Annotated in this window: 12 protein-coding genes; 3 read left to right on the top strand and 9 right to left on the bottom strand. The window is 38.1% G+C overall.

Annotation, left to right across the window (positions count from 1 at the left end; translation table 11 throughout):
• Positions 1-36: 36 nt before the first annotated feature.
• The 6 genes from AUF14_RS04350 to AUF14_RS04325 form a co-directional block, all read right to left on the bottom strand.
• Entirely contained in the window at positions 37-1,308 is a 1,272-nt protein-coding gene (locus AUF14_RS04350) for a hypothetical protein (RefSeq protein WP_016182128.1), read from the bottom strand.
• A 13-nt stretch (positions 1,309-1,321) separates the two neighbouring features.
• The gene (locus AUF14_RS04345) at positions 1,322-1,567 is read right to left on the bottom strand and encodes a hypothetical protein (protein ID WP_016182127.1); all 246 of its coding nucleotides are present in this window, start codon (positions 1,565-1,567) and stop codon (positions 1,322-1,324) included.
• On the bottom strand, positions 1,567-2,304 hold the full coding sequence (locus AUF14_RS04340) for a sugar phosphate isomerase/epimerase family protein (RefSeq protein WP_016182126.1): 738 nt from the start codon (positions 2,302-2,304) through the stop codon (positions 1,567-1,569). Before AUF14_RS04340 ends, AUF14_RS04345 begins: the two co-directional genes overlap by 1 nt.
• A gap of 185 nt (positions 2,305-2,489) precedes the next feature.
• Positions 2,490-3,476 carry a LacI family DNA-binding transcriptional regulator gene (locus tag AUF14_RS04335; RefSeq protein ID WP_016182125.1) on the bottom strand — a complete coding sequence of 329 codons (987 nt, stop codon included), beginning with the start codon at positions 3,474-3,476 and terminating at the stop codon, positions 2,490-2,492.
• A 105-nt stretch (positions 3,477-3,581) separates the two neighbouring features.
• On the bottom strand, positions 3,582-4,157 hold the full coding sequence (locus tag AUF14_RS04330) for a transglutaminase-like domain-containing protein (RefSeq protein ID WP_016182124.1): 576 nt from the start codon (positions 4,155-4,157) through the stop codon (positions 3,582-3,584).
• Positions 4,138-4,668, bottom strand: coding sequence for an ATP-binding protein (locus tag AUF14_RS04325; protein ID WP_016182123.1), 531 nt, complete (start codon positions 4,666-4,668; stop codon positions 4,138-4,140). The genes AUF14_RS04330 and AUF14_RS04325 overlap by 20 nt, the downstream gene beginning before the upstream one ends.
• Before the next feature lie 161 nt (positions 4,669-4,829).
• Between AUF14_RS04325 and AUF14_RS04320 the strand changes: the two genes are divergently transcribed.
• Complete coding sequence (locus AUF14_RS04320; protein ID WP_016182122.1) at positions 4,830-5,618, top strand: Cof-type HAD-IIB family hydrolase; 789 nt, start codon at positions 4,830-4,832, stop codon at positions 5,616-5,618.
• A 36-nt stretch (positions 5,619-5,654) separates the two neighbouring features.
• Here AUF14_RS04320 and AUF14_RS04315 read toward each other — a convergent pair whose 3' ends face one another.
• Complete coding sequence (locus tag AUF14_RS04315; RefSeq protein WP_369905946.1) at positions 5,655-6,980, bottom strand: citrate/2-methylcitrate synthase; 1,326 nt, start codon at positions 6,978-6,980, stop codon at positions 5,655-5,657.
• Between the two features lie 187 nt (positions 6,981-7,167).
• Here AUF14_RS04315 and acnA point away from each other — a divergent pair, with 187 nt between their 5' ends.
• Positions 7,168-9,819, top strand: coding sequence for an aconitate hydratase AcnA (gene acnA, locus AUF14_RS04310; RefSeq protein WP_049219094.1), 2,652 nt, complete (start codon positions 7,168-7,170; stop codon positions 9,817-9,819).
• On the top strand, positions 9,819-11,054 hold the full coding sequence (gene icd / locus AUF14_RS04305; protein ID WP_016182119.1) for an NADP-dependent isocitrate dehydrogenase: 1,236 nt from the start codon (positions 9,819-9,821) through the stop codon (positions 11,052-11,054). The genes acnA and icd overlap by 1 nt, the downstream gene beginning before the upstream one ends.
• 212 nt (positions 11,055-11,266) lie before the next feature.
• Here icd and AUF14_RS04300 read toward each other — a convergent pair whose 3' ends face one another.
• A complete protein-coding gene (locus AUF14_RS04300; RefSeq protein ID WP_016182118.1) occupies positions 11,267-11,494 on the bottom strand; it encodes a hypothetical protein in 228 nt (75 codons plus the stop codon).
• Between the two features lie 118 nt (positions 11,495-11,612).
• Complete coding sequence (locus tag AUF14_RS04295; RefSeq protein ID WP_016182117.1) at positions 11,613-12,089, bottom strand: GAF domain-containing protein; 477 nt, start codon at positions 12,087-12,089, stop codon at positions 11,613-11,615.
• Positions 12,090-12,145 lie beyond the last annotated feature (56 nt).

Genomic DNA, 12,145 nt, shown 5'->3' with positions numbered 1-12,145 from the left:
TAAAACTAATTTGCAACTAAAATTCATTGATTTCCTTTAAAGTAAGATATAGGCAACAATCAAATTCAAAACAGTTGCTGCCCACGCCCATGGCAGTCCTGTCATTAAGAACGTTTTAGTATCCAAACCGGCATATTGTACAGACCATAAATTCCATGATTGAGTAATACAAGCTGAGACACCCATCATAGATGGTACGACTAACAGACCGTATAAGAAATATTGGTCAAACATTCCCGTTCCAACTAAAATTGCTGCAGTTGCAGCACCAGCACCATAGAGCATTAGTGGGCCACGGAAATAAGAAAGCGGTGCGATAATCGCTACGATAATAATTAAGACAAGCTTGCTGCTTGGTATGACTTCTTGAAAGACACTCGTAAAACCTGACATTGCATGCACTGCTGCCGATTGAAACATAGTTAAGACAAACAACATAATCAATAAACCAGCAATATCGCTAATCGCATGTTTAGCCGTCTCATTCATCATCGTCACAAATTTGCTGTAGCGTTTCATATTACCTGTCGCAGCAAAAGCAATGATGGTCGAAAGCAAAAGGGCTGGTACAGCGTCCCATTTAGCAAAAATACTTAAGGCTACAGGCATAACTGGCAATACATACGTCCAAATCGGAACTTCCACTACCTCTTCTTTCAAATCGCTTTCGACAATTTCAGGTTTGCCGTTTCGAATTTTCTTCGCGTTAAACAAAATGAACAGTATCAGAATCACCATTTGCACACCCATCGCCACAAAACCGAAGCGTTGGTAATGAGGGCCCCATGCTACTTTCGGAAAGAACACTTGAAATTGTACAAACAGCACATTATTGACATACATTGCGGCACCAATAGCAATCGTAAAAACGGAAACAGCAATATTTTTTGGTACCCCAATCGAAAACATAATTGGAAACAGAATGACTCCAACCGCAATAGCCGATCCAACTCCATAAGAGCTTGTAAAGATTAAAGCGATTACAAGAGTGATCAAAACAGTGGCTAAGACAGGACTTTTCTTTCCGACTTTTTCAGTGCGACGACTAATACTTCCTGCGATTCCAGTATCAACTAACACTCGTCCAAACCAGGAACCAAAGATAATATACGCAGCCGTTTTTCCATAATTTAAAACAGGCTCGGTAAAGATTTCTTTTACAGCTATGTTAAACGGCACCATTCCGATGATCGTCCATAAGATTGCCATTACGAAGAACCCAACAGTCAAGTTACCGCCCTTCATCGCATAGAGTACAAAAATAATGAAAGTTACGGCTAATAATATTCCTGTTATCGCGCTACCCATGTTCCTTCACCTCCTAATATTTGTTTAGCTCACTTAAGATGCGCTGGTATTTTGAAATTGGTTTTGCATGATCTTCAACAAAGAAATCATTTTCCAAATGATTGAATTTTTGGATCAAATAATAACCAGTCAGATAAGCAGCTAAAGCTTCTTTTGCCGCTACCTCCATATCTTCCTTATCTATTTCAGGTCGATGAATCGTTTCCATAAAATGATAAGCAAATGTTTCTGGATCGATTTTTGTTTGTTGTTCAGTCATTAGAATTCACTCTCCAATAATTCTTTGGCTTCTAAAATTTCGTCATTTGCGGTTGTAGGATACTCGATTGCAACCGGTACATCCTGAGGTAGTATTTGTAAAACTTTACGCCAATCAATATCACCATGATCAAGTCCTATTGCTTGTGGCTGTCCCTTTTCAACTTCTACATCCTTTACATGAATATAGCGAACATAGTCTTTTAATAATTCTGCAGCTTTTATTTCATCCTCACCAACAAACCGCCAGTTACCAAGGTCATAAACGTAACCAATTGATAAATCAGTATTTTTAATAGCATTCATAAAAGTATTGATAGCACTAATCGTTCCCGAAGTTTGAGTTTGATCATTTTCAATTGAGATAGCAACTCCAGAATCAACAAGCGTTTTCAATTCTTTTTCATGAAGTTCTCCATTAAAATCGCCAATATTCCATTTGATATGCTGAACATTCATTTGTTTAGCTTCAATCAAATATTGTTGCAACTTAGGATTGAGTTCTCCATTCACATAGACCTCATCAGGAACACTGTAAAATAACTTCAAATCCAATCGTTCTGCCTCTGATTGGATAACAGGAATCTCTTTTTTAATATCTTTAAAGTACTCTCTCCGAATCTCAACTTGGGTAAAACCTAAATCAGATATTTCCTGTAATAAATCGCTTTGTAAAGCACCATTAGCTACTCTATCTGCATAAACTAAAAAATTAAGCACAAGCTTTTTATCTCTCATAAAATCGCGTCCTTTCAGTTAGTTAACCGGTTTCTATATTTGTATAGTAAACCGGTTCCCAAAAAATGTCAACGATTTCAAAATTAAAAAACATCTGCCTTACAGCAAAATAAATAAGCCTTGTTTAGTAACCGGTTTCCAAACAAGGCTTATCTGTTAAGATTTATTTTATAAAATAACTTCGATTATACTGACTTCCGCCAACGAACAGTTGAAGGTACGATTATTTCTTGAACCTCTTCTGATTTCGTCGTCATTTTTTGCAATAATTGCTCGGCTACAACTTCACCAATCTTTTTTGAAGGCTGTTCCACACTGGTGATTCCAGGACCGACAAGTTCTGTTAAATTCCAATCATCGAATCCAGTCACGCCTACTTTTTCTGGAATGGCGATTTCTTGGTGAATCAACCACGTCAAGACATCCATCAGCATTCGACCGTTGGAAGCAAACAGCAAAGTCTGTAAATCCTCTTCAAGAATAGTTGATAAACTATCACTGATTTGCTCTTCCTGACTAATTTCGATCAGTTGGCATTGCTTTCCTGCTTCCTTTACCACTTGATCGACTGTTTCGTAGCGTAATTGTCGAGTGCTGACGTCTTTAATCGGTTCACTGATGACAACTACCTGTTCATAGCCCTTTGCCAACGCTTTTACCAATACCTCTCTTGTCGCAGCACGATTATTGGTCAACACAGAGGTCCATTGCACTGGATCCGTTTGCCTATCCACCAATAGCAGTGGAATGTTACGCTCTGAAATAAATGTATAATTTGCCGATTGTCTTGAAGAAGGCTGTAAAATAATTCCTTCAACACTTTGATCTAACAGCTTTTCCAATAGTTCTTTTTCCTGAGTGATTGAGTTTGCCGCATCCATGATAATCATTTGATACCCGCTTTTTTCTAAAACCTCTCCGATTCCCTTCAAAAGTAATGAAGAAAACATATTAGAAATATCCGCTACTACGACTCCAATCAAATAGCTATGTTTTGATTTCAACGCTTGGGCCTGTTTGCTAGGCCGATAGTTTAAGCGTTCAATCACCTCTGCGATTCTTTCTTTTGTCTCCTTCGACATATTACCGTAATTTTTATTTAAAAAGCGCGAGATCGTTGTTTTCGAAACACCCGCTTCTTCAGCAACTTCTTTAATTGTAATCTTCTTCATCTTGTCTTCTCCAACTATCTTTTTTATCATTGTAGCGAATTTCCAAGCGATTGGAAAGACAACAACTTAGCTTCTCTCCTAAAGCGAATCCGGCGGTTCATTTCCTTACATTCTCAATGCATCTTTGCTTTTATCCAAAACAAGCATAGTTTCTCTATTTGGTCTTGTAAAGATCACATTGTAATCTTGCTCACCTAGATTGGTATTGGGTTCGAAGGCTAATTGTTCTCTATCCAAAAAAAATTGAGCATTGATTCCCGGTTTATTTCCCCGCGCATCAATCCTGACCCACTTTTCCAATATCTCGAAATAAACAGCATTTAACGCATGAATACAATAGCGCTTTTCTTCATCATCAAAGAGCCGCAACTTTTGATAGCAATAACCTGTAGGAATACCCACGTTTCGCAATAATCCTGTTAGCAGATTTGCCTTGGCATAACAAATTCCGTGTCCACTCCTCAGTACCTCGACAGAAGTTTTGGTTACCTCATCTGCTTGGATATCCCAAGAATGATCGATCTGATCTCTGACATATAGAAAGGCTCTTTGAATGATTTCTATTTCATTTTTAGTATTGTTAAAGAGCTTCTGACTTAATCTTTTCAGTAAAGGGTGAGACAAACATATCTCTGGTAAATCCTGTAAGTAATCTTCACGCTTATTTGATTCTACTCTCATGTAAGTCCTCCTCAAAATTATAGGTTTCATCAATCAATAAATAATTACAGGCATATTTTTTACACATCGCTAGATTTTCACTGTTGGTTTTAATCAAATCTTCCATCGTCAAATCCGAATCATCCAGCCTTTTTTCAATGGTATTTGCATACTTTTTAATATCAGAAAAGTGAGTCTCAATATAGTTTTTCGTCATAATCAAACAGTAATAACTAATCTGATCCAAATATTCTTCAGAAAAAGACTGTTTCCAATTAAAGGGAACATATATGCCTTCAGTGATTAAATTTTGTTCGTTTTCAATCGCTGTTTTAATGATTTCTTTTAAAATATTCCACAGATAAAATGTAAGTTCTTCATCATCCGCTGGAGTTAAATCTATTTCGCCACTTCGGATCAAGCCCATCTTCAGATGATCAATTGACAAATAAGGATAATGATAGGTCTCCAATAATCTTTGTGCTAAAACTGTCTTACCCGTATGAGTCGCTCCCGTGATGATTACAATCATTTTCCACATTCCTTTCATTAAATCATTGCTGATTAAAAATTTGAGCTGATGTTTCTTTAACTTTCTTTTATACTAATTGTAAAAGAAAATATTTAAAGTTTTAGTTTCGATTTTTTACAGAGTAATTACTAGCTCTGAAATATATTACGAGGAGTGTTCGCATGAAAAATTATCGAGTAGCTTTTTTTGATATTGATGGTACCCTGGCCGATAACAACTTACCTCATGGTTTGTCCTTTGAAAAACGAATTCCCGATTCTGCAAAGCTGGCTTTACGCAGATTAAAAGAAAACCAGATCGAACCCGTGATTGCTTCCGGTCGGCATTATGGTACTTTAGCTGAAATGGCCGATAAATTAGGCGTGGACAGCATTATTTCATCCAATGGAAATTGTGTACATTATCAAGGAACAATGATTCATCAAAATGTAATCCCTCAACCGCTATTAGCAGAGCTCTTAGATCATTTAGAAAAGCTGAATATAGAATGTTTAATCGAAACTCCTCATGAATTGTATTGCTTCGAGACAAATCAATATATAGGAGACCCTTCCTCTAAAAAGACCTTGCTGAAAAAAACAGATCCGCTCCCGAAAAATGTCATCCAATTGATCGTTCCTTGGAGTGAGAAAACAGAGTTCAAATTAGGGATAGATTCCCCGCTTATCGCAGAAAAGGTCGCTCCAGTTGCGGCTAATATCCATTTGAAAACTGGGACAAAGGCAGAAGGAATTCATAAAATCTGTGACTCAATGAAGATCACGGCCAAACAAGCACTAGCCTTCGGTGATGAAGAAAATGACTTTACCATGTTTGATGCTGTAGGGTTTCCTGTTGCCATGGGAAATGCTGCGCCAGCTCTAAAAGAAAAAGCCGCTTATGTGACAACTGCTGTAAATGACGATGGTATTTGGAAAGCTTGTGTTGACTTAGGATTGATTACAGAATAGAAAACATCCGCCAGAAGAAGATTCTGACGGATGTTTTTAGCGCTCAGTAATATTTTGATATTCACGGTCTTCGGAAACTTCCATATAAGCAGGCCGAATGATTTTTTGAACATTAATCAGCTCTTCGATACGGTGTGCTGACCAACCAACGATTCGCGCGATCGCAAACATCGGTGTATACAATTCTTGGGGTAAATCCAACATGTGATAAACAAAACCACTAAAGAAATCAATATTGGCACTGACTCCCTTGTAAACTTTACGTCTTTCAGAAATGATTTCAGGGGCCAAACGCTCCACTTTACGATATAAGTTAAATTCAGCAGAGGCTTCAGATCCCTTTTCTGCCGCTAATTTTTCCACATATCTTTTAAAAATTTCAGCCCGCGGATCAGACTCAGCATAAATCGCATGACCCATACCGTAGATTAGTCCTTGTTTATCAAAGGCTTCCTTATTTAAAATCTTTTCTAAATAATCTCGAATTTCGTTCTCATCTTCACAATCATTTACGTTCTCTTTTAAGTCCTCCATCATTTGGGTCACCTTAATGTTGGCCCCACCATGCTTAGGTCCCTTTAATGAGCCTAAGGCCGCTGCGATTGTTGAATAAGTATCTGTGCCGCTAGAAGTAACGACTCGAGTTGTGAAAGTCGAGTTGTTCCCTCCGCCGTGTTCCATATGTAACACCAATGCCATATCTAATGTTTGGGCTTCTTGGCTGGTATATTTTTTATCTGGACGCAGCATTGTCAAAATAGCCTCTGCAGTACTCAAGTTTTCATCCGGACGATGGATGTACATGCTATCGCCCTTACTGTAGTGATTGTAAGCATGGTAAGAATAGACAGCAATCATTGGAAACGTTGCGATCAACGATAAACTTTGATCTAAAACATTCTCAATACTGATATCATCCGTTTTATCATCGTAACATCCCAATGTTAGGACACTCCGAGAAATCATATTCATGATATTATGTGACGGCGCCTTCATAATAACATCACGTACAAAGTTGGTGGGAAGTGTTCGTCTTTTGCCAATTAAAGCTTTAAATTCAGCTAGTTCAACTTCGGTTGGTAAAGTACCAAATAATAACAGATAACTCACTTCTTCAAAGCCCAGACGCTCTTCTGAAACAAAGCCATTAACCAATTCATTAATATCAATTCCGCGATAACGCAATTCACCATATTTGGAAATAACCTTATCACCGGACATGATTTGCGGATGAATCGTGGAGATATTGGTCAAACCAGCCAAAACTCCCTTACCGTCTAGATCGCGTAATCCTCTTTTTACATTATGTTTCTTATATAAAGAAGCATCTAAATAGTCCTCTTTTCGGCATACCTCGGCCATTTGGTTCAAATCTAACATCATTATGTCCTCCTAACCTTATTTAATTTAACAATCGGGTTAAGAAACATTATAACACCATTGGCGTAAAATGAAATACTTTTAATAATTTCATTTACTTTCTTTTTCTTTATTCGTATAATAAACCCAACTGATTTTAAACGATAACGTACTTAGGAGGGATTTGGGATTGAATTGGAAAAAAGAACTTTTTATCAAAAACGAACATTATATATACTTTGATCTTTCGGCTATTGTCAATACGTATCAAAAAAATATCGCTGATTATCCATTCAGCATTCGAGTACTTTTAGAAAGCTTAGCACGACATCAGGAGCTCGCTGATTTAGAGAATTTGATCACCTTTGACGCGAAACAACCATCAGGAGTGGTACCTTTTCGACCATCAAGAGTCGTTCTACAAGACTTTACAGGTGTCCCCGCAGTGGTTGATCTCGCTGCGATGCGTGATGCTGTCGTAAAGCTTGGCGGTGATCCAAAGCTCATTAACCCGGAAATTCCGGTAACTTTAGTTGTAGATCATTCTGTTCAAGTCGATTGTGCCGGCACCTCAGAAAGCTTGGCTTACAACACGGAGAAAGAATTTGAACGAAATCACGAACGTTATCAATTTCTAAAATGGGCGCAGCAAGCGTTTGACAATTTCGAAGTTGTTCCTCCAGAAACAGGAATCATTCATCAAGTCAATTTGGAATATTTATCTGATGTCATTTTGAAGAATGATGAAAATCTGCTGTTTCCTGACTCATTAGAAGGGACAGATTCTCATACAACGATGATCAACGGTCTAGGCGTACTTGGTTGGGGTGTCGGCGGTATTGAAGCTGAAGCTGCAATCTTAGGAGAAGCCTCCTATTTTCCAACGCCTGAAGTAATCGGGGTAGAGCTGACTGGCACATTGAATCCAGGAGCAACAGCAACAGATTTAGCTCTTTACCTAACTGAACTTTTACGTAATGAAAAAGTTGTTGGTAAATTTGTTGAGTATTTCGGAACTGGTTACAAAACTTTAAGTCTTTCTGACCGTGCAACAATTGCTAATATGGCGCCTGAATACGGTGCAACCTGCGGCTTCTGCCCAATCGACGAAGAAACACTGAACTATCTACGTTTAACTGGTCGTTCAGAAGAACAGATCGCGTTAGTTGAAGCCTACGCGAAACAAAATAAACTCTTTTACGATGGATCTGAAACACCTATCTATACACGTGTGATTCAATTAGATCTATCAATTGTTCAATCTTCTGTTGCAGGTCCAAAACGACCACAGGATCGGATTCAATTAGCAGAAGTGGCAGAAAATTTCCAAACTTCTTTAACTAATCCAAGTGGGCCTAAAGGATTTGGTTTGGATTCTGATGAAATAGATCGCAGAGTAACTATCCAAGGAACAAACAATACAATTGAAACTGGTGATTTAACCTTGGCTGCAATCACTAGTTGTACCAACACGAGCAATCCTTCTGTCATGGTAGCTGCTGGCCTACTGGCTAAAAAGGCTGTATCCCTTGGATTGAAGGTTCCAGAAACAATTAAAACTTCGTTAGCGCCTGGCTCAAAAATTGTGACCCAATATTTAGAAAAAGGCAACTTGTTAGAGCCGTTAGCTGAATTAGGATTTGATATCGTTGGTTATGGATGTACGACTTGTATCGGCAATTCTGGTCCTTTAGCAGAGGAGATTGAAACGACCTTAAAAGATAGTGAACTGGTAGTTTCAGCAGTTCTATCAGGGAACAGAAATTTTGAAGGCCGGATTCATCCATTAATTAAGGCAAATTACTTAGCCTCTCCTCCTTTAGTGATCGCCTACGCTCTAGCCGGTACGATTAAAAAGGATTTAACAAAAGAAGCATTGGCTACAGTCGCTGGTAAAGACATTTATTTAAAAGATTTATGGCCTACACAAGAAGAAGTGAATGACTATATCAATGATTTCTTAAATCCAGATGATTTCCGTAAGGCGTACAAGAACGTCTATCAATCCAATGAACGCTGGAATCAGATCGAAACCTCAGAGGGTGATTGTTACGAGTGGGACGATGCATCAACATACATTGCCAATCCACCGTTCTTCACAAATCTTGGACAAGAAGCAGACGAGACAAATCCATTAAACAATTTACGTGTCTTAGCCAAATTTGGTGACTCTGTAACAACTGACCATATTTCTCCAGCCGGAAATATCGGCCTTCAATCTCCTGCTGGTAAATACTTGAAAGATCGCGGTTTATCGTATAAAGATTTCAATTCCTTTGGTTCTAGACGAGGCAACCACGAAGTAATGATGCGGGGAACTTTTGGAAATATTCGAATTCAAAACCAATTAACTCCGGAAACAACTGGTGGGTACACAAAACTGGCGACAACTGGTGAAGAGCTATCCATTTACGATGCAGCAATGCAATACCAAAAAGAACAGATTGGTACATTGATTCTTACAGGAAAAGACTACGGGATGGGTTCTTCTCGAGACTGGGCAGCTAAAGGAACGAATCTTTTAGGTGTCAAAGCAGTTTTAGCAGAAAGCTACGAACGAATCCATCGCAGTAACCTAGTGATGATGGGCGTGATTCCGTTTGAATACCTTCCTGGAGAAACCGCTGAATCACTTGGTTTGACTGGCTTGGAAAGCTACAGCTTCGAATTTCCAACGGAACCGGCAATCAATCAAATCATTGATGTGACTGCCAGTGGTGAAAAGGATATCCACTTCCAGGCAAAATTGCGCTTTGATTCCGAAGCTGATATTGCTTATTGGAAGAATCAGGGAATTTTACCGCTAGTGATAAACAAAAAAATGCAAAAGGAGCAGGCATAATGACGAACACTTTGACTCCAATTATTCCATATATAGAGGGCGATGGTATCGGACCAGAAATTTGGCAGGCGACAAAAAAGGTTGTTGATGCGGCCGTTTCTTCTGCTTACTCAAATGATCGAAAAATTGAATGGCTTGAGATTCTTGCGGGTGAAAAAGCGTTTAACCAAACAGGTACCTGGCTTCCCGATGAAACATTAGAGGCAATCAAACAACATAAAATTGCTATTAAAGGACCGTTGACAACACCAATCGGGGAAGGGTTCCGTTCTCTAAATGTAACCTTGCGTCAAGAATTAGATCTATACGCCTGTGTAAGACCTGTCCGCTATTTTAGTGGGGTTCCTTCACCTTTAAAGGAACCTGAAAAAACGGATATGACGATCTTTCGAGAAAATACGGAGGACGTTTATGCTGGAATTGAGTTTGCTAATAATTCTGCCGAGGTCAAACAGCTTTTAGACTTTTTAGCAGAACAATTAGCCGTTACTAAAGTTCGTTTTCCAGACACCAGTTCGTTAGGGATTAAACCTATCTCTCAAGAAGGCAGTGAGCGTTTAATTGCGGCTGCTCTAGATTACGCCATCCAGCAAGGAAAAAAACGGGTCACCCTTGTTCATAAGGGAAATATTATGAAATTTACTGAAGGCGGCTTTAAAAATTGGGGTTATGATTTAATTGAAAAGAACTATCCTCAGGCTTTTACGATGAATCAGTACAAAGAAATCACTGCTGAATCCGGTACTGAAAAAGCGAATGAAGCATTAGAAAAAGCGAAAAATGCAGGGAAAATTATTGTGGATGACGTAATTGCTGATAACTTCCTGCAACAAATTCTGCTTTATCCAGAAAAATACCAAGTAGTCGCAACAACTAACTTGAATGGTGATTATATTTCTGATGCTTTAGCTGCACAAGTTGGCGGGATCGGCATTTCTCCAGGCGCAAATATCAATTACAAAACAGGACATGCGATTTTTGAGGCTACCCATGGAACCGCACCTGATATTGCTGGTAAAGGCTGGGCTAATCCTTGTTCATTACTACTCTCCGCATCAATGATGTTGGATCATCTTGGCTGGTTTGAGGCCAGCGAAAAAATTATGGCTGCCATTGAAAAAGCGTTGCAGAACAATCAGATGACACACGATTTTGCACAGATGATTGATATCGAAGAGTTATCTACTTCAGAGTTTGCTGAGTATCTAATCAAAACAATTGAAAAAACTAATTAACTAGTAAATCCCATGGAATAGCCTTCCATGGGATTTTAAGTGCGTATTCCAATCATTAAGTTCTTAATTAATAAGCAAAAACTATTTTTTTGAAAAAAACTAAAAAATATGGCTATGTTATTCAATAATTGTAAATCTTATTTACCTAAAAAATTGACACAAAAAATCACTCAGAGATATTCTCGGAGTGATTTTTTAAACAGGACGGTCCGTTAACTAAAGAAACATTCTTTGGAAACAATTCCTGCTACTTCACTGTATTTAATTAATACTTGCCCATTTACTTGGTCAATCTTATCTGCATCCAATCCGTAAAAACGTTCAACGTTCACAATGCATCCATTATTTTCTTTACGAATTACTTCTCCGATGATCGGCCGAGCAAAATCAGTTTTACGGCATTCATAGCTTTCTCCAACAATAATCGCTTCTTTATTCATTCAACCACCTCATTAATGTTTTATACTACACTTATATAGTAGCATTAAGCGAAGTAAAATACCACATTAAGGGTGTTATTTATCAAATAACCATCTTTTTAGATAAAAATTAAAAATTTTAGTTCAAATTTTCCAGTAATAATGAGACGTATTGTTCCAAGTAAAATTGATCAATTTGATCGTACATAGCTATCTCGGAACTATCTAAATCCAATACGCCTATCAATTGTTCCCCCTTCTTCATTGGAACAACAATTTCTGATCGTGCGGCTGAATCACAAGCAATATAATTTTTGTGCTCCAGTACATTTTCGACAATTAATGTTTGGTTTTTCTCAGCCGCTTCCCCACATACACCTTTCCCCATTGCGATATGAACACACGAAACATTTCCTTGAAATGGGCCCAAGATTAATTCATCGTTTCTAAAAAGGTAATACCCTGCAAAAACTGTCTCTTGTAATGTCTGATTTAATAAGGCAGATGAATTAGCCAAATTAGCTATCAAATCCGTTTCACCTTCTAATAATGCTTTTTGTTGCATCAACATTAATTTATAAGCCTCTTCTTTTGCTTCTTGATTTTTCCAACCCATGCGGATTCCTCCCAATTTAAATACGTAATAAGTGTATCAATTTCTCCAGATTGAGT

This window comes from Enterococcus avium, assembly GCF_002891025.1.
Classification (GTDB): Bacteria; Bacillota; Bacilli; order Lactobacillales; family Enterococcaceae; genus Enterococcus_A; species Enterococcus_A avium.
This window is presented reverse-complemented; position numbering and strand designations above follow the sequence as displayed.

Excerpts from the sequence above, each read along its gene's own strand:
- AUF14_RS04350 (WP_016182128.1), bottom strand. The coding sequence starts at position 1,308 with ATGGGTAGCGCGATAACAGGAATATTATTAGCCGTAACTTTCATTATT.
- AUF14_RS04345 (WP_016182127.1), bottom strand. The coding sequence starts at position 1,567 with ATGACTGAACAACAAACAAAAATCGATCCAGAAACATTTGCTTATCAT.
- AUF14_RS04340 (WP_016182126.1), bottom strand. The coding sequence starts at position 2,304 with ATGAGAGATAAAAAGCTTGTGCTTAATTTTTTAGTTTATGCAGATAGA.
- AUF14_RS04335 (WP_016182125.1), bottom strand. The coding sequence starts at position 3,476 with ATGAAGAAGATTACAATTAAAGAAGTTGCTGAAGAAGCGGGTGTTTCG.
- AUF14_RS04330 (WP_016182124.1), bottom strand. The coding sequence starts at position 4,157 with ATGAGAGTAGAATCAAATAAGCGTGAAGATTACTTACAGGATTTACCA.
- AUF14_RS04325 (WP_016182123.1), bottom strand. The coding sequence starts at position 4,668 with ATGATTGTAATCATCACGGGAGCGACTCATACGGGTAAGACAGTTTTA.
- AUF14_RS04320 (WP_016182122.1), top strand. The coding sequence starts at position 4,830 with ATGAAAAATTATCGAGTAGCTTTTTTTGATATTGATGGTACCCTGGCC.
- AUF14_RS04315 (WP_369905946.1), bottom strand. The coding sequence starts at position 6,980 with ATGGCCGAGGTATGCCGAAAAGAGGACTATTTAGATGCTTCTTTATAT.
- icd (WP_016182119.1), top strand. The coding sequence starts at position 9,819 with ATGACGAACACTTTGACTCCAATTATTCCATATATAGAGGGCGATGGT.
- AUF14_RS04300 (WP_016182118.1), bottom strand. The coding sequence starts at position 11,494 with ATGAATAAAGAAGCGATTATTGTTGGAGAAAGCTATGAATGCCGTAAA.
- AUF14_RS04295 (WP_016182117.1), bottom strand. The coding sequence starts at position 12,089 with ATGGGTTGGAAAAATCAAGAAGCAAAAGAAGAGGCTTATAAATTAATG.